Source organism: Alcaligenes sp. Lyrl_28, assembly GCF_051948705.1.
Lineage (GTDB): Bacteria > Pseudomonadota > Gammaproteobacteria > Burkholderiales > Burkholderiaceae_B > Alcaligenes > Alcaligenes ammonioxydans.
This window is the reverse complement of sequence record NZ_JAYJLG010000007.1, coordinates 21,128-38,928: the sequence shown is the minus strand read 5'-3', so window position 1 is coordinate 38,928 and position 17,801 is coordinate 21,128. Positions and strand designations below refer to the sequence as shown.

Genomic DNA, 17,801 nt, shown 5'->3' with positions numbered 1-17,801 from the left:
ATGTTCTCGGTGTATAGCCTGTCCTTGCCCCTGGCCCCTGGCCTGGAATCCTGGTTACAGGACCAGATTCCCGACAGCCTGCGAGCCACCATCGCCCGCCGCCAGCGCCAGTCCGACCAGCACTTGAGCCTGCTGGCTCACGGTGCCTTGCGCCATTTTCTGGCTCCCCTGCTGGGCTGCGCGCCACACGCTGTTCCTGTCAAAAGCCTGGAGCATGGCAAGCCCGTGCTGGATCTGGATAACCCCGATCTGCACTTTAGCCTGTCGCACAGCGGCGATCGCGTGTTGTTGGGCATCGCCGATCAAAGCATAGGCGTCGATATTGAAGCCATGCGGCTGCCCGTGCGAGCCGGGCTGGTAGAACATTGCAGCGTCCACGCCGAACGTGCATGGCTAAAAAACGATCTGGACTTTTACGCGCTCTGGTGCGGCAAAGAAGCTGCCTTGAAGCATTCGGGAACAGGCTTTCATATTCCGCCTCAAGAATTATGGTTGAACGCCCACCCGCAGGGCGGTTGCACCGTACAATCCACCCATCCCATCTTGCAGGGACTGGTCGTACACAGCAGCCGGCCAGCCGCCAATTACACGGCTGCGGTCTGCCTGAATACTCCCTTTCCATCCTGGACAATCCGCTTTCTGGACAGCGCTCAACTGCCTGACAGCCAGCTGACTGACTACGACTAAACCTGACAAGCCTGCTTATTTATGTAATAGTTCTCATTACCATGATGACATCTATTCCTGTTAAACAAATTTGGCCTGACGCCTTTGCCCAGCGATACCGCGATGCAGGACATTGGCAAGGAGAAACCTTTGGCGCCTTGCTGCGCACACGAGCACAACGCCACCCCGAGCGGGAAGCCATTGTGGGCGGCACCCAGCGCTGGACGTACGGCGCGCTGGATCAGTACGCCAGCCAGATCGCGGCGGGCCTGCTGCAAGCCGGTTTGCGCAAGGGCGACCGGGTTCTGGTTCACTTGCCCAACATTCCTGAATTCGTCAGCGTTATCTTTGGCTTGTTCCGTGCAGGTCTCCTGCCCGTGTACGTCTTGCCGGCACACCGCATTACCGAAGTCGAGCACTTTGCCAACACTGCCCAGGCGCGCGCCTATATCGGTGTGGATACGCATGCCGGTTTTGATTATCTGCCTTTGGTGCGCGAGCTGCGCGAGCGCTGTCCTCAGGTAGAGCAGGTGTACATCGTGGGCCAAGCTCAGGAATTTGTCGCGCTGGAACAACTGCAACGCTATGCGGCCGATGTGGACGTGCCCGACTCGGCGGCCCAGCCTTCCGAAGTGGCTTTCCTGCAAATCTCGGGCGGTAGCACGGGCTTGTCCAAGCTGATTCCCCGCACGCACGACGACTACATCTACACCTTGCGCGAAAGTGCCAAGATTGCCGGTCTGACCGAGAACAGTGTGTTCCTGGGCGCCTTGCCGATTGCACACAATTTCCCCATGAGTTCGCCCGGCTTTCTGGGTGCGCTCTATGCGGGTGCCAAAGTGGTGCTCAGTCCTGCCCCCAGCCCGGACGTTTGCTTTGAGCTGATCGAGCGCGAAGGCGTGACCGACACCAGTCTGGTTCCCCCGCTGCTGATGCTGTGGATGGATGCGGCCACCAAGACCCACGCCAGGCTGGACTCGCTGAAGGTCATTCAGGTTGGCGGCGCCAAGTTGAATGCCGAGGCGGCCAAACGCGTACGCCCTACGCTGGGCGTGACCTTGCAGCAGGTGTTTGGCATGGCCGAAGGTCTGGTGAACTACACCCGCCTGGACGATCCGCAGGACATCATCATCAACACCCAGGGCCGTCCTATCAGCCCGGACGATGAAATACTGATCGTGGATGACAACGGCAATCCGGTCGCCCCGGGCCAGCCTGGCTATCTGCTGACTCGTGGCCCCTACACGATCCGGGCTTACTACAACAATCCGTCGGCCAATGCCCGCTCCTTCACCGAGGACGGCTTTTACCGCACCGGCGACGTGGTGCGCATGACGCCAGAGGGCTATTTGATCGTTCAGGGCCGTGCCACCGACCATATCAACCGTGCGGGCGAAAAAATCTCCGCCGAGGAAATTGAAGATCATCTGCTGGCCCACCCGCAAGTCTTTGACGCCGCCGTGGTATCGGTGCCCGACGAATTCCTGGGCGAGCGCAGCTGTGCCTTCATCATCCCCAAGGATGACAAACCACGCGCGATTGAACTGAAGAAATGGATACGCAGCCGCGGTCTGGCCGACTTCAAAGTGCCGGACCAGATCGTGTTTGTGGATCGTTTCATGGAAACTGCGGCCTTGAAAATCAGCCGCAAGGAACTGCGCGCCCAACTGCGCGAACAACTCGAGAACACGACACAAGAGCAATCATGAGCACAGCACTTACCCTGGAACGCATGCGGGCCGATATTGCCGCCATGCTGCACGAAGATCCCCAGGACATTCTGGATGATGACAACCTGATCGACCTGGGCCTGGACTCCATGCGCGTCATGACCCTGGCCACCCGCTGGCGCGAGGCGGGCGCGCCGATTGAATTTTCCGAAATGGCCTCCGTGGTCACTCTGGGCCAATGGTGGTCGCTGATCGAGCGTGCCCAACAAAACGGCCGCTGATTTTCTTACTGCAACACGCTTATGTTTAGCCCCCCTTCCGAACTGCCATTGCGCCCCCTGACCGAAGCACAAGAAGGTCTTTGGTACGCCCAGCGTTTGGACCCGCTTAACCCGATTTTCAATACCGGGCACTGCACGCATATTCATTCGGCGCTGGACACGGCGCTGTTTGCCCGAGCCATCAATCTGACGCTGGCAGAAGCCGACGCCTTGACCTTGCGCATGGTCGATACGCCCGACGGCCCAGCCCAGTATCTGCGCCCGCAAGAGCCGATTCAGCTGGAGGTTGTTGATCTGTCCTCGCATGCCGATGGTGCAGAACAAGCCCAAACCCTGTTGATGGCCGACCTGCGCACTCCGCTGGACCCGACCGTTGCACCACTGGCACGACACATCCTGTTTGTGCTGGGGCCCAAGCACCATCTTTGGTATCAGCGTATCCATCATCTGGCCGCGGACGGCTATGGCATGGCATTGATCGAGACGCGTGTGGTCAAGCGCTACCAGGCCTTGCTCAGTGGCCGTGAAGATCATGGGCATGAGCTGGAGTCGTTCACTCTATTGCAAGATGACGATCAAATCTATCGGGATAGCGAGCGCCGCAGCAAGGACAGGCAGTTCTGGCTGGACACCTTAAGCGATGCGCAACCCGCACAAAGCCTGAGCGAATCCCAGGCCTTGAGCGACCATCATTTCCTGCTGGCACGCAGCGCCGTCACACCGGAGCTGACGGCCAGCCTGCAAGCATTGGCACAAAGCAGCGACATCAGCTGGCCAGACATTCTGACGGGACTGACCGCCGCCTATGTGCGCCGTCACACCCGCCAGGACGAATGCACGGTGGGCGTGCCCTGGATGGGCCGTCTGGGCCATATCAGCGCCCGCATTGTTTCGACGGTCATGAACGTGGCCCCGTTGCGTCTGCAGATCGATGAATCCCTGCCTGTAAACCAGTATCTGATCCAGGTCGCCAAAGCACTGCGCCAGGCACGTCGTCATGGTCGTTATCGCAGTGAGCAACTGCGCCGTGATCTGGGCTTGCTGGGCGGCATGCGCCGCCTGCACGGCCCCATCATCAACGTGCTGCCCTTTGACGCCCCCTACGAGCAGGCGGGCCTGAGTGCCAGCCAGTCAGTGCTGTGCGCCGGGCCCGTAGAAGATCTGAATTTCACATTCCGCGCTCAACCCGATGCCAGCGGTCTGCGCTTGGAAGTGGAAGCCAACCCCCGTTTGTACACCGACGAGCAGATTCAAACCCATCTTGTCCGTCTGGAACAATTCCTGTTGCGTGCTTTGCAGGCCGATACCCTGTCTGCCGTACCAACCCTGACCGATGCTGAACATCATCACTGGATTGAGGCCGTCAACCAGACGGCTCACCCGGTTCCTGAAACCACGCTGTGGGCCTTGATCCAGGCCCAGCTTGTCGCCCACCCGGAACGAACCGGTCTGGAGTTTGAAGGCAAGAAGCTGAGCTACGCCCAGATCAACGAGCAAACGGCCAATCTGGCCGCGCAACTGCGTCTGGCAGGCGTACAAACTGGCGATATCGTGGCCGTGGCCCTGCCCCGATCTATGGAGCTGGTGCTGTCCTTGCTCGCAATCCATCGCGCGGGGGCCGCCTACTTGCCACTGGATCTGGACCAGCCTGCCGATCGTCTGAACACCATCTTGCAGGCAGCTCAACCGCGCCTGCTGGTCGGCCAGCCCGATTGCACGCTGAACGCCTCCCTGCTGGTTCCTCAGCCTGAACAGGCTTGCAGTGCAAAAGCCTGGACCGCCGCAGGCCCGCACGATCCCTCTTACCTGATCTACACCTCCGGCTCTACCGGCACACCCAAAGGCGTGCTGGTCAACCACGACGCCATCGTCAACCGTTTGGTGTGGATGCAAACCCATTACGGCATGGGTGCCGGTGATCGCATTTTGCAAAAGACCCCCGCCACCTTTGACGTGTCGGTGTGGGAGTTCTTTCTGCCTTTCCTGTCGGGCGCGACCTTGGTCGTGGCGCCCCCGCAAGCACACCGCGACCCGGCCCATATCGCCCGCCTGATCCGCGAACAACACATCACGGTGCTGCATTTTGTGCCCTCCATGCTCAATGCTTTTCTGGATGAGCCTGTTGCTCGTGGACTGGCGCCGCGTCTAGTGTTTTGCAGCGGAGAAGAGCTGTCGGCCGCTACCCGCGACCGCTTCCACTCTCTGCTGAATGCCGAACTGCACAATCTGTATGGCCCCACCGAAGCCGCCGTGGACGTGTCCTACTGGCCCGCTTCGCGTGAAGACCACTCCCAGCCTGTTCCGATCGGCTTTCCCGTGTGGAACACGGCCCTGTACATCCTGGACGAGCAGTTGCGACCTGTACCGCCCGGTGTGGCTGGTCATCTGTACCTGGCTGGCCGTCAGCTGGCACAAGGCTACTGGGGCCGCCCGGATCTGACAGAAGAACGCTTTGTACCCGACCCCTATGCCCTGCATGGGCAACGCATGTACGCCACCGGCGATGTAGCCCGCTGGCGTGAGGATGGTGCCGTGGTTTTCCTGGGTCGTTCCGATCACCAGATCAAGCTGCGTGGTCAACGTATCGAGCTGGGAGAAATTGAAGCTCTGCTGGCCCGTCACCCCGCTGTGGCCCACGTTGCCGTTATCGCTCGTGAAGATGTACCCGGACACATGGCCATTGTGGCGTACTGGGTGCCGCAAGCAGACAGCCCATGCACGGACAAGACTCTGGCCGCTTATGTAGGCGAGCACTTGCCGTCCTACATGGTGCCCAGCGCCTGGATCAGCCTGGACGCCTTGCCGGTGACGGCCAACGGCAAGCTGGACCGCAAGGCCCTGCCGGTGCCTGCGCTGCAAGTGCGTGCAGCCGGTTTGCCGCTGGAAGGTGCCACTCAACACCAGATCGCCGCCGCTTTCGCCAGCGTGCTGGGAAGCAGCGAGGCCTTTTACGCCGACGACGACTTCTTCGCCCTGGGCGGGCACTCCTTACTGGCCGCCAAGCTGGCCTTGCTGCTGCGTGAAGCACGCGGTCAGGCCGTGTCGATTGGCACTATTTTTGAATACCCCACCATTGCGCGCCTGGCCAGACATCTGGATCAGTCAGGCAATGCAACCGCCGATGGTTTTGGTCCTCTCATCACCTTGCGTCCGGGGCAGAACGATCAGCCCGCACTGTTTGTGATTCACCCGGCCGGTGGCTTGTCCTGGTGCTATGGCGCGCTGGCGCGTCATCTGCCCCCAGGCCGTGCTGTTTATGGTTTACAGGCTAGCGTGCTGTCTGACTCCTCGCTGGACCTGGATGGCAGCCTGGACGCCATGGCCAAGGTATATGTAGATCGTATCGAGCACGTTCAGCCTAGGGGCCCCTACCATCTGGCAGGCTGGTCCGTGGGCGGCATTATTGCTCAGGCCATGGCCGTCGAGCTGCGTCGTCGCGGCCAACTGGTAGGCATGTTGTCCTTGCTGGACGCCTACCCCAGCGATGCGTGGCGTAACGAGCCGGCGCCCGAGCCCAACGCCATCTACAAGGCGCTGCTACATATTGCGGGCCATGATCCGGACAGCTTGCCCGACGTTTCCCTGACGCGTCAGGGTGTGGTGGACTTCCTCAAGCGCAGCGGTCACCCGCTGGCCGAGCTGCCCGACACGCGTCTGGACAGCGTATTCCAGGTGGTGGAAAACAATAACCGCCTGGTGCGCCTGCACGAGCATCGCATCTATGACGGCCCCCTGCTGTATTTCCGCGCGGCGCTGGATCACGCAGGCACACAATTGCATCCCGGTTTGTGGAAGCCTTACGCAGAACAGCTGGAGGTCCACGACATCGCCTGCCTACACGCCCATTTGACCGGTACTGAAGCCGTGGCCGTCATGGCTCCGCTGATGGACACGGCCATGGCAAGTGCCGAACACGCACAAGCCCAACCTGAACTCAATATATAAACCATGTCTGTAAGACGTTTTTTTCTGGATATCTCACCCCTGATCGAAAGCCGGGCATTTCGCTTTGCCTACTTCGCCCGTGCCGCCACCGTGCTGGTAACCGGAATGTTGATGGTGGCCGCCAGCGTTCAGCTCTATGATCTGAGCAAATCCAGTGTCGCCGTCGCCTTTCTGACCGTGTCCATGGCCACTCCCATGGTGCTGGCCTTAATTGCCGGCGGAGTTCTGTCCGACCGTCTGGACAGACGCAGCCTGATGGTCTGGTCGCGCAGTGTCTACATCATCAGCGTCGTGCTGTTTTTGCTCAACACCCTCTTGCCCACTCCCCAGATCTGGCTGATTTACGTAGCCGCCGCTATTGGCGGCGCCGCGGGTGGCATCAGCGTGCCGGCCATGATGTCCGCCACTCCGGCGCTGGTCGGTCGTGACAAACTGGCGGCAGCGGCAGCTCTTTCCGGATTGGCTATGCAGCTGGGCGGCATTATTGGGCCCGCGCTGGCTGGCGTCCTGATCTCTGGCCCCGGCCTGGTTTTCTGCTATGTGATTGTGCTGTGCGGGGTCATCGTCACCCCCCTGCTCTTGCGCGCTCTGCCCCCGCTGCCGCCGCAAGCGGGCAAACAGCCCCAGAAAAATGCACTTCAATCCCTGCGTGACGGCCTGACATTTGTCGCCGCCCACCCCCTGCTGCGTGCTCTGCTGCTCATTGATCTAGCCGCCCTGATTCTGGCGACTCCCCTTGCCCTGATGCCCGAGTGGGGCGACTCCATTTTGCAAATGGGAGCGACGGCAACCGGCTACCTTTACGCCGCTCCTGCGGTGGGGGCAACGCTGGCTGCGCTGTCCAGCGGCTGGTGCCGACAGGTCTCGCGCCCAGGCGCAGCCATCGTGATCGCCGTTCTGGTGTGGGGTCTGGCCGTTGCCGCACTGTCCCTGCAAGCGTCCCTGGGATGGGCGCTGGTTTGCCTGGCCATCATGGGCGCGGCCGATACGATTTCCAAAATCATGCGCATGGCACTGGTGCAGCACCACACCCCTGACTACCTGCTGGGCCGCGTCTCCAGCCTGTGGATGACGCAATACTCCCTGGGTCAGGCACTGGGCAATCTGCAGATGGGCTATCTGGCACGCCTGCTGGGGCCAGCCGTGGCCGTCGCGGCTGGCGGACTGGCCTGCGCCGCCGTCGCCTGTGGTTTCGGCGTGCTCAATCAGGGCCTGCGCTCGGTCCGCAATCAGGATGGGCCGCCCCATGCCTGAGACCCCGATTCTGCTCTACCCACGTCTGCTGCACGCCTGTAGAAAGACTTCCCGCATGGACCGTCTTGTCGACCGAACCTTTATCTAGGATTAAAAAATGCTAATCAATGTCAATTGCATTCGTCGTACTCCTGCCGCCTTACTACGCAAAGCCGGCCTAAGCGCAGCGGTTTTGTCGCTGTCTTTAGCCAACGCCTTTGCCGCCCCTGCTTTTGACCAGCCTGATGCAGATTTCCGTGGCTCCTTGAACGCTGCTGGCGTGGTCTATGCCGGCAGCGAAGCCCAACTGTCAGGTCGCGGTTTCACACCAGGCCAGGAAGTCATCCTGCTGCAAAACGGACATACGCTGACGCCTGAAGCCCTGGTCGCCGACAAGGACGGCAATCTGCGTGCGACAGTGGCCATCCCGGCCGATGCGGCCACGGGCCTGCATCCGGTCGTCATGCAAGTGAGCAAACCTTCGACCGCCAGCATCTTCAACCTGAAGGTATCCCCTAAGGTGGAGCTCAGCGGTCAGGACAAGTTTGAACTGCAATCGCAGCATCTGGTTCCCGGCTTGTATCAAAGCGCCTACAGTCCCAAAAGCCAGGCTCTGTTTGTGACCTCGGCCGTCGGCCGCCCGCCGGTCAAGCAATCGCAACTGCTCAAAGTCAATCCCAAGACCCTGAAAATCGAAGCCAGCGTCACCCCGGCGGCCCAGGAGGGTCGGACTGATGGTCAGGTACAAGCGGTATACGGCGTAGCCGTGGACGACGCCCAAGGCAATGTCTGGGTCAGCAATACCCGCAGCAACACGGTCTCGGTCTACCGTCAGAAAGACCTGAAACTGGTCAAGCAGTTTGAGCAAGGGGCCGCCAGCCACGCCCGTGACGTCGTGGTGGACCAGCAAGCCCAGCGTGCCTATGTCTCGTCGCCCGGTTCCAAACTGATTTCCGTCTTTGACACTAAGAAACTGACTGCGCTGGAGCCGATTGAGCTGGAATCCAAGACCCGCAGTCCGCTCAGCCCCATGAGTCTGGCTCTGGATGCCGAAAACGGTCGCCTGTACACCGTCAGCGCCAGCACCAATGAGCTGATTATTGTCGACCTGAACAACGGCAATGCCCAGACCGTCTACGCGCTGCCCGGCGCACGAGGCGCTGCCGGTGTGGCGGTGGATAGCAAAAACGGCCAGATTTATGTGGCCTCCCAGGGCAGCGACAACTTGCTGATCGTGGACGCCAAGGATAGCTCCGTGCAGCACGACATCCAAATCGGGGCTGGCGCCCTGAATGTGGTCTTCGATCCCAAAACGACACTGGCCTATGTCGCCTCACGCGGTGCCGGCACGGTCACTGCCGTCAACGGCAACGGTGAGATTGTTGCCAACCTGGACGGTGGCAGCTTCCCCAACCATGTCTCGGTAGACGGTGAAGGCAATGCCTACCTGGTCAACAAATCCAAAGGCAAGGATGACCCGACGGCTGACCGCATCACGCGCATTCATCTGAAATAAGCCCCTGAGGCGTCCCTTTCACAAAAAGGGACGCCACTGCCCCCTGCCCTCAAAAAGGACTCCTATGAACAGCCGTATAGCCGACCACGTCCGCCCCGCCACCATTGAAAAATGGTTACAGCATTACCAGGCCGACAGCAGCGTCTTTGCCTCTCCCACCGTCAGTTTGATGGCACACGGCACGGCACTGGAGCGGCATACCCATAACGCTCAGGGACAATTGCTCAGCGATGCCCAAGATTTGTTGTCAGAGGCTGCGCAGCAAGGACTGCACGCCCCGCTTTTGCTGGGCGTGATTCCCTTTAACCCTGCCCGCAACGCTTATATGCGTGTGCCCACCACATACCAGCGCGATCCCGTATTGCGGCGCCCGGTCCAGCGCCCACCCCTGGCCCGCTCCCGCAACACAATCGCCAGCCAGCAGCTATTGCCCGACGGCCAAGGCTACGAAGACAGCGTCAGCCACATTCTGGCCACGATGCGTGAACAGAACATCTCCAAAACCGTGATGGCTCGTACCGTAACCATCACACTGAATGAAGCCCTGGACCGTCAGACCGTGTTGAGCAATATGCTCCACAGCAATCCAGCCGGCTACACCTATGCCCTGCCCCTGCCGGGCGGAGCAGCGCACGACCCAGATCTCTTTTTCGGGGCCAGTCCTGAACTGTTGGTGCGTCGCCAAGGCGACCTGGTTACTGTCAACCCATTGGCGGGCACGGCCCCGCGTTTTGCCGATCCACAACGCGATCAGGCCAGCGCCCAGACCCTGATGGCCTCCAGCAAGGATCGGCGTGAACATGCCTACGTCATCCAGGATGTGGTGCGCATTCTGTCCCGGTTCTGCGACACCCTGGACGTGCCTGAGGGCCCCAGCCTGACCAGTACCGCCAACCTGTGGCACCTGTCCACCCGCATCAGCGGCCGCTTGCGCGACCCTGGCGTCAGCTCTCTGGAGCTGGCCCTGGCCATGCACCCCACCCCGGCCGTATGCGGTCTGCCGACCCAGCCCGCCATGCAGGCCATCGAAGCCACCGAAGTCTTTGATCGCGGCTACTTTGCGGGTGCGATCGGCTGGAATGACCACGAAGGCAACGGCGAATGGGCCGTGGCCATCCGTTGCGGCCACTACACCCAGCAAGGTCTGACCTTATCGGCGGGCGCGGGCATTGTGGAAGGCTCTGTACCGGCTCTGGAACGCCAGGAAACCGGCAACAAACTCATGACCCTGATCAACTCACTGGGTCTGGCGCAAAACATTGCACTTTAACGGAGACACGAACCATGACCATACACGCGCTGCCCAGTTACGAGCTGCCTCAAGCTCCCGTGACCAACCGCGTCAACTGGCGTCCACAGGCAAATCGTGCCGCCTTGCTCATTCATGACATGCAGACCTACTTTCTGCAGAAATACGATATGAGCCTGGCCCCTATTCCCATGCTAATCGAACGCATCGCTGCCCTGCGCGACGTCTGCCACAAGCGGGGAATTCCCGTGTTCTACACGGCTCAACCTACCGAACAACCCGAGAAAGACCGCGCCTTGCTGAACGACTTCTGGGGTCCAGGCCTGACCGCCAGCGAATTTCACAGCCAGCAAGCCGTCGTGCCCGAGCTGACACCCGCCAAGCAGGACATCATGCTGACCAAATGGCGCTACAGCGCCTTCCAGCGCTCCGACCTGCGCGAGCAACTGCGCAATCTGGGCCGCGACCAGTTGATCATCACCGGCGTTTACGCCCACATCGGCTGCATGAGCACTGCCCTGGAAGCCTTCATGCAAGACGTACAGCCCTTCCTGGCCATCGACGGCGTGGCCGACTTTTCGCTGGAAGAACACCACATGGCCATTCGCCACGTCTCGCAACGCTGCGGCGTCAGCCTGACCTGCGCCGAAATCCAGGACAGCCTGCAAAGCTAAACAGGAAGCACACATGAGCACTAGCGCACAAGAATTTGCAGGTGAATGCATCGCCGTCACGGGCGCGGCTCGTGGCATTGGCGCTGCCGTCACCCACCTACTACTGGAGCGAGGCGCCCGCGTCATCGCCCTGGACCTGGACGCCGAAGGCCTGACCCAACTGAATCAATCCGAATACAGTGATCGGGTTTCCTGCCACCTGGTCGACATCAGCCAAGCCGATGCCGTCGATGCCGCGCTGGCCCAAGGGCAGGAAAAACTGGGCCCCATTCAGCGTTTAGCCTGTGTCGCGGGCGTCCTGCAAATGGGCCGCATCACCGAGCTGAGCAACGAACAATGGGATCGCATCTTTGCCATCAACACCACCGGCGTCTTTAACGTCTGCCGCAACGTGGCCAAAGGCATGATCGAGCGCCAACAAGGCGCCATCGTCAACGTCAGCTCCAACTCCGCCGCCACCCCTCGCATCGCCATGGGCGCCTACGCCGCCTCCAAAGCCGCCGTCACCCAGCTGAGCCGCTGCCTGGGCCTGGAACTGGCCCCACACGGCATCCGCGTGAACATCGTCTCCCCCGGCTCCACCGACACCCCCATGCAACAAGCGATGTGGGCACAAGGCAGCTCGCGTGAAACCGTCATCGCGGGCTCCGGAGAGAACTACCGGCTGGGCATCCCCTTGCAGAAAATCGCCACCCCAAAAGAGATCGCCGAAGCCGTCCTGTTCCTGCTCTCGGACCGCGCCAGCCACATCACCCTGTCCGACCTGCGCGTGGACGGCGGTGCCACACTGGACCAAGGCTAAACAGCCAGACGCAAAAAAGGGCGGAAATTCCGCCCTTTTTGATTACCCATTAGAACGAGTCCGGACAAAAGCATACGCACATCCCTACGAGTGACAGTGTCGATAAGGACTGAGCACCTATTGCCAAGCCAAGGAAGAATACGAGCGAACCGAAACATCGTAAATGCGGCTCAATGAAGACAGACTCAGTCAGGTCAAATCGGATCGAATCAGGTCAGGTCAGGTCAGGTCAGGTCAGGTCAGGTCAGGTCAGGTCAGGTCAGGTCAGGTCAGCATCAGATTAGACCTGCTCAATGCAGGTAGCCTCCTATCAGCTACGTCTTAATTCCGTCCAGTCTGTGAACTAGATCGGGCAGCTCCAGCGGTTCCAACCGCCCCCGCCAACAACCGTTGAAGGCAGGCCCACTCAAGAGCACTGCCACCCTGCTGTTCGGATCGGGGCAGCCCCCCCCGGCACAGCCTCCTGAGCCCGCCTATAGCCCGTCCCTCAAAGCCTAAGTCCAGCTACCGCTACTTCTTGTCCTCGACCGGAGCTTCACCCTGCACAATCCCGAACAAATGCTCCAGCCCCGAAGCCAAAGCATCCCTCCAAGCCACAAAATCATGCGCCGTCGCGCTTTCCACGTAACGCACGTCATAGCCCCGTGCTCGCAGCACATCATCCAGATGACGATTCGCCTGCACCAGGCTGACATCCCGGCTGGAGCCGGAAGACTCAAACACCCCGGCACTCATATAAATCCTCACCGGCACAGCAGGTGAATCCGCCATCTGGCGCGTCAGCCACTGCCCCCGCTCTTGACCGGCAGGAGCCCACCAGAACGACCCCGACATGCTCAAGACATTGCCAAACCACTGCGGCAGACGCCACGCCGCATTCATGGCGGCCAAGCCTCCATAGCTGGAACCACCAATCGTTGTCTTGTCTGCCGAGGACTGCACCCCTTGCGCCTTCAGCCAAGGCATCAGCTCCTTATCAAGAAATTTGAGGTAGGCCTCGTTAGGCGGCAGCTCACGAGCGCGCTCCGCCATACCGGGATTGTCCACCAGCACCAGCCACATGGGTTTCACGCGTCCCTGGGCAATCAAGGTATCCAACATGGCAGGTGCACGCGCCAGATCTCGATAATCCCTGCCATCAAACAAAATCAAGGTATGTTCTATATCCTGCGCATGGGTACCAGCAGGCTGATAAATCTGCACTTGGCGCTCCAGGCCCAAGGTCTGACTGGGCAGACGTTCCGTGCGCCACTGTCCTTGGCCGGCCTGCTGTGGCTCCAGGGCCACCACTTCTGCAGGCGCTTGAGTCAAACGTACGACCGACTCGCCCTCAAACACATTGCTGCTGCTCTCCGGCAAGGTCCGAGCATTGTGAGGGTCCCGTTGCAATGCGGCCCGCAAGACCTCACGCGCCAGGTCTTGGCCGACATAGGGCACATCCGGTGCCATGCGGTACGTAAAACGGGCATCACGCGGCAAGTCGTAGGTGATATACCAGATATCCGACTCCCCCAAACGATGCATGCGATCGCTGTACGCGAAAGGCCCGCCATGCAGACGCACCTCTTGCTGCGCACCCCGCCACACAAAGGTGACACGATCATGAGTCGCGCTGTAACGCTCCACCAAGGGGGAACCGACACGCTGCACATAATCCCAGAATCCCTGCGAAGGTTCGCCAGCACGTAAACGCATGCTCCACTGGCGAATCACATCCCCTTGCAAGGGTTCGGCCTGGGCGGGCGCTTGCGCAGCCGTCACCGATTCGATCTGCCACTGATATTGGCCCTGCCCCAACACGCGCAAACGATACTCGCCCGCCGTCCCGGCAACAAAACCAAATGGGCTCCCCCGCTCCGGGGCATGCGTCCAATGACGAATGACTGTGCCATCAGGGCCAAACAACTCCAGCGCCACCTCACCATTGCGCTGCCATTTGCCTTGCACCAGGTCATTCTGCTGCAAACTCAATATGCGTTCATGATGTTCGTGCGCCTGAACTTCACCCTGAGCCGAAGGCAGCGCCGCCGCCCATGCCGACTCAACGATTCCCACCATCAATATCGCTACAACAGGTGCGCGCAACATACATCCTCCTAAATGCCGGTTTGCCGCAGGCCAGGCCCAGTCCCAAAGAGCAGTATACGATCAAAAATAATCGACACTGCCCCTTGGCCGGCGCCAGATAGCCCTTTTATCAAACCAGACGGAAGGCTTGAATCAGTCGGTCCAGCTCCTGCACCTGATCCTGCAGCTCACTGGAGGTGTGGGCAACCTGATTGACCATCTCCGCGTTCTGATGGGTTGCCGAATCCAGTTGTCCGACCGCCACGTTGATCTGCTCGATACCAATCGTCTGCTCACGGGTCGAGGCGGCGATCTCATGCACAATCGTCATTACCTGCGAGCTGCCCGTGACCATCTCCTCGATAACCTCACCGACCTGCCCCATCAGCAGTACCCCTTCACGCGTGCTGTTGGACGAGGCCTCCACCAACTGGGCAATTTCCTGTGCAGAGGCCGTCGTGCGTTGTGCCAGCGCACGCACTTCGCCGGCCACCACCGCAAACCCCCGCCCCTGCTCACCGGCACGCGCCGCTTCCACGGCAGCATTCAAGGCCAGAATATTGGTCTGAAAGGCAATCGAGTTAATCACGGTGGTGATATCGGCCACCTTACCGCTGGTATCACGAATGGCACCCATCCGGTCCACCAGCTCACTGACCATCTGGCCGCCATGCTGGGCTGTTTTCTGCACCTGACTGGACACCTCTTCAGCGCGCATGGCGTTTTCTTCGCTCATACGCACGGTGCCCGTCATCTCTTCCATGGCCGAGGCCGTTTCCTGCAAGGCGGCCGCCTGCTGGGTCGTACGGCTGGACAGCTCCAGATTGCCCGCCGACAGTTGCGAGGTATCGTCCGCGATGACGCCGCTACTGTGCTGCAAGGTGCGCAACACATCATTCAGCTTCAAGCGCATCTGCTCCAGCGAGGCCATCACGCTATTGTCTGGAATCGTGCGCAAGGAATGCGCAACGCGCAGGTCGCCATTAGCAATCGCCTGAGCCGCCTCATGCAAGACGCTCGGTTCGGCGCCCAGTTCGGCAAGAATTTGGCGTGCCAGAAACACCGTCACTGCCGACACCAGCAAGACAATCAAGACAAACACCACTGAAGAGTTCAGCAAGCTGCTCAGAAAGCGGGACTTGATATTGTCAATGTACACACCCGAGATCAGTATCCAGTCCCATTGGGGCACGCCTTTGCCAAAGGCCAGCTTGGGTGCATTGCTCTGGTCGCTGAGTTTGGGCCAGTGATATTCCAGAAAACCTTCGCCCCCATTGCGACCGATGCGGCTCATCTCGGTAAACGGATGGACTCCATTGCTGTCGACGACTGCACTGACGTCCTGACCATCGAGCTCTGGGCGGGTCGGGTTCATAATGGACACAACGCTGGAGGACAACACCGACACATAGCCCTCCTGTCCGAAGCGGATACTGCTGATGCGCTGCAATGCCTGCTTTTGCGCCTCTTCTTTGCTCAGTACGCCCTTGCTGGCTAACTGCTGGTAGTCCTGCGTAATGCTCCCGGCGATATTGACGATATGCTGCAAACTGCTTTTTCGCTCCTCCATCTGTGCCTGATAGAGTTGATAGTTCACAAATACAAAAACCGCCACCAATGCCATCAACCCCAAGATCAATGGCAACCACAACTTCTGTTTCAAGCCCAAACGCATCATATTCCCCGAGCAACGCTGAAAAGACAGGTCCCAGATACGCAAAAAACCGACCGCTGAAAGGCGGCCGGCCTGTTGAGAAGGCCCCATCGGACAAGCTGGGTAACGGCTTAGGGCTTGAATACTTAATTAAAGTTACATATAGAGATGACTGGATGCTAAGGCAGCTTACAAAATGCTGCCACTCACCCGTCGGGACGAGTCGGGACCTTGTCCGAAAGAGGGTTCGCTACTGGCCAACGTCAGCAGGAATCCGTCCTCGGACATCAGCTCCGAAGTCAGACGGCCCTGGTAATGACCCAGCTCCAGATTCAAGGCCAAATCGCGCTGCTCCAGATTGTCCACCCCCTTGATGACCAGCTCGAAACCCTGCTCGCTCAACAAGTGACAAGCGGTCTCCAGCAAGGCCTTAAAGGTGGGCTCACGGCAGGCGCGCTGAATGATGTCGGCCTCCAGCTTGACCCCAGTAAGCGGCCAGCCGCGCAAACGGTTAAGTTTGTAGTTTTCAATATCAGCACTGGTCAACCACACCTGAATCTCATGGTCTTTCAGATACTGCAAGGCCTGGATCAGCTCCGGTGTCTCTTCCAGCTCGTCTTCACTGAATAAATCCAGCTCCACACAACACGGCTGCAGCTCAAACTGCCGCAGCAGGCCAGGTATGCGCTTGTAAATAGGCAAGAGCATGTCTACGGGCAACTTCAGACCGATGTGACTGGCGCGCAGCGAATAGTCCTGCCACCAACGGCGCACATCTGCCATCAGGGTGCGCAGCATCCACTCGCACAAGGCCTGGCGGTGTATCGAGTCGGGCATATGGCGCAAAATCAGATCAGACGACAGTCTCAGCCCGGTGGGCGAGGTCCAGAACACCTGGGCATCGACCCCGCTGTACTGGCCCGTGCCGGTGGCCACCCGTAACTGATACGAGAAGGACAAGGCTTCACTGGCCCGCGGGTCAAGTACATCCAGCGTTTCCAGGGCACGCAACAACTCCACCGGGGTAGGCTGAGCAGCTTCCTGCTCGTCACGCGGGGCGTAAAACTCCATGACTTCCGTGTCCTGGGGTTCGGGCTGGGCCAGGAGCTTGCCCGTGAAGGTGTAGCCCCAACCGTGCACCGACTTGATCGGCAAGGCGATTCCGGCCCGGCTGGCCTTGCGGCGCAAACGGCTGATCAGAGAGTCCACCGCCCGGCTGTCGCTGGCGGCCAAGCCTTTGTCGCGCATCAGATCCTCGCGGCTGAAACGAGCGTCGGCATGACGGACAAAGGCGTCCATCAATTGGCGTTCACTATGGGTCAGCTCCAGGCCCACGCCATTAGGAGCCACCAAGGTCCAGCCTTTATCGCGCAAGGTCCATTCCTGCCCGACCGGGTCCTGGGGCTCTTCCACCGTCTGGGTAGTATGAATAGCGGCGTACACATTACGGCGGCGCACGGCATGGCACCAGGCCATCAGCTCAGACACTTGCACATCCAGTGCCAGACAGGCGTCGGCCCCCGTCAGCAAAAGCTGCACGCGGGCACTGGCAGACAGGCCGGACTGAACCACCACAATCCCCAGGGAGCCAAAATCATTACGCAGCTTGGCCACCATCAAGGGGACATAACCGGCCTCAACAGGGAACAGCAACAGCTCTGCCCGGGCCTGACGTGCTTCGGCCACCTTTTCCAGAGATCTGACAACGCTTGTTTTGGTACCGAAAACCCGCAATTGCTCCAGCCAATAATGCAAGCCTTCGCCTTCTTCCAAAACAATCAACACGCAGCGTGCATGTTCCATAAGCGCCTACTATTTAATTATTAGCAGTCTCGCGACGCACCCAGCGCGAGCCGACAGTACTATTTTTATCAATAGTTGGAATTATCACTTCTAGAATACAGAGCACAAAGTAAAGAATGGTCAAATGTGGCGTTTGAAATTTTTTGTCTTCAAAATAACGTCAGCCTTACCCCGCAAACCCCGACAGGATTATTTTCCAGCCAAGGTTCTTTTAAAATCGTGCCTCATAAATAATTATAGT

12 protein-coding genes are annotated in these 17,801 nt (G+C 59.7%); 9 read left to right on the top strand and 3 right to left on the bottom strand.

Annotated elements, in window-relative coordinates; genetic code table 11:
• The 9 genes from VF694_RS14825 to VF694_RS14785 all read left to right on the top strand — a co-directional run bounded on the left by VF694_RS14825 (position 1) and on the right by VF694_RS14785 (position 12,036).
• Positions 1-687 carry a 4'-phosphopantetheinyl transferase family protein gene (locus VF694_RS14825; protein ID WP_440164809.1) on the top strand — a complete coding sequence of 229 codons (687 nt, stop codon included), beginning with the start codon at positions 1-3 and terminating at the stop codon, positions 685-687.
• A gap of 41 nt (positions 688-728) precedes the next feature.
• On the top strand, positions 729-2,375 hold the full coding sequence (locus VF694_RS14820; RefSeq protein WP_440164808.1) for a (2,3-dihydroxybenzoyl)adenylate synthase: 1,647 nt from the start codon (positions 729-731) through the stop codon (positions 2,373-2,375).
• Positions 2,372-2,617 carry a phosphopantetheine-binding protein gene (locus tag VF694_RS14815; RefSeq protein WP_003804459.1) on the top strand — a complete coding sequence of 82 codons (246 nt, stop codon included), beginning with the start codon at positions 2,372-2,374 and terminating at the stop codon, positions 2,615-2,617. Before VF694_RS14820 ends, VF694_RS14815 begins: the two co-directional genes overlap by 4 nt.
• Before the next feature lie 21 nt (positions 2,618-2,638).
• Positions 2,639-6,562: an amino acid adenylation domain-containing protein gene (locus VF694_RS14810; protein ID WP_440164805.1), complete on the top strand. Its 3,924-nt coding sequence runs from the start codon at positions 2,639-2,641 to the stop codon at positions 6,560-6,562.
• Between the two features lie 3 nt (positions 6,563-6,565).
• Positions 6,566-7,816, top strand: a complete 1,251-nt coding sequence (gene entS / locus VF694_RS14805) for an enterobactin transporter EntS (RefSeq protein WP_219235469.1) — start codon at positions 6,566-6,568, stop codon at positions 7,814-7,816.
• 97 nt (positions 7,817-7,913) lie between these two features.
• On the top strand, positions 7,914-9,311 hold the full coding sequence (locus VF694_RS14800; RefSeq protein ID WP_440164803.1) for a YncE family protein: 1,398 nt from the start codon (positions 7,914-7,916) through the stop codon (positions 9,309-9,311).
• A 64-nt stretch (positions 9,312-9,375) separates the two neighbouring features.
• A complete protein-coding gene (locus tag VF694_RS14795; protein WP_440164801.1) occupies positions 9,376-10,581 on the top strand; it encodes an isochorismate synthase in 1,206 nt (401 codons plus the stop codon).
• A gap of 14 nt (positions 10,582-10,595) precedes the next feature.
• Entirely contained in the window at positions 10,596-11,234 is a 639-nt protein-coding gene (locus VF694_RS14790) for an isochorismatase family protein (protein ID WP_003804470.1), read from the top strand.
• A gap of 13 nt (positions 11,235-11,247) precedes the next feature.
• Positions 11,248-12,036, top strand: coding sequence for a 2,3-dihydro-2,3-dihydroxybenzoate dehydrogenase (locus tag VF694_RS14785; protein WP_059318462.1), 789 nt, complete (start codon positions 11,248-11,250; stop codon positions 12,034-12,036).
• Between the two features lie 510 nt (positions 12,037-12,546).
• Here the strand turns inward: VF694_RS14785 and VF694_RS14780 are convergent.
• From VF694_RS14780 to VF694_RS14770, 3 genes are all read right to left on the bottom strand, one after another.
• Positions 12,547-14,124: an alpha/beta hydrolase-fold protein gene (locus tag VF694_RS14780; RefSeq protein WP_219235463.1), complete on the bottom strand. Its 1,578-nt coding sequence runs from the start codon at positions 14,122-14,124 to the stop codon at positions 12,547-12,549.
• A 109-nt stretch (positions 14,125-14,233) separates the two neighbouring features.
• Entirely contained in the window at positions 14,234-15,868 is a 1,635-nt protein-coding gene (locus tag VF694_RS14775; RefSeq protein WP_440164797.1) for a methyl-accepting chemotaxis protein, read from the bottom strand.
• A 78-nt stretch (positions 15,869-15,946) separates the two neighbouring features.
• Positions 15,947-17,560, bottom strand: coding sequence for an EAL domain-containing protein (locus VF694_RS14770; protein ID WP_003804477.1), 1,614 nt, complete (start codon positions 17,558-17,560; stop codon positions 15,947-15,949).
• Positions 17,561-17,801 lie beyond the last annotated feature (241 nt).

Bases quoted from the DNA above. Each gene is read 5' to 3' on its own strand.
- VF694_RS14825 (WP_440164809.1), top strand. From the start codon at position 1: ATGTTCTCGGTGTATAGCCTGTCCTTGCCCCTGGCCCCTGGCCTGGAA.
- VF694_RS14820 (WP_440164808.1), top strand. From the start codon at position 729: ATGATGACATCTATTCCTGTTAAACAAATTTGGCCTGACGCCTTTGCC.
- VF694_RS14815 (WP_003804459.1), top strand. From the start codon at position 2,372: ATGAGCACAGCACTTACCCTGGAACGCATGCGGGCCGATATTGCCGCC.
- VF694_RS14810 (WP_440164805.1), top strand. From the start codon at position 2,639: ATGTTTAGCCCCCCTTCCGAACTGCCATTGCGCCCCCTGACCGAAGCA.
- entS (WP_219235469.1), top strand. From the start codon at position 6,566: ATGTCTGTAAGACGTTTTTTTCTGGATATCTCACCCCTGATCGAAAGC.
- VF694_RS14800 (WP_440164803.1), top strand. From the start codon at position 7,914: ATGCTAATCAATGTCAATTGCATTCGTCGTACTCCTGCCGCCTTACTA.
- VF694_RS14795 (WP_440164801.1), top strand. From the start codon at position 9,376: ATGAACAGCCGTATAGCCGACCACGTCCGCCCCGCCACCATTGAAAAA.
- VF694_RS14790 (WP_003804470.1), top strand. From the start codon at position 10,596: ATGACCATACACGCGCTGCCCAGTTACGAGCTGCCTCAAGCTCCCGTG.
- VF694_RS14785 (WP_059318462.1), top strand. From the start codon at position 11,248: ATGAGCACTAGCGCACAAGAATTTGCAGGTGAATGCATCGCCGTCACG.
- VF694_RS14780 (WP_219235463.1), bottom strand. From the start codon at position 14,124: ATGTTGCGCGCACCTGTTGTAGCGATATTGATGGTGGGAATCGTTGAG.
- VF694_RS14775 (WP_440164797.1), bottom strand. From the start codon at position 15,868: ATGGGGCCTTCTCAACAGGCCGGCCGCCTTTCAGCGGTCGGTTTTTTG.
- VF694_RS14770 (WP_003804477.1), bottom strand. From the start codon at position 17,560: ATGGAACATGCACGCTGCGTGTTGATTGTTTTGGAAGAAGGCGAAGGC.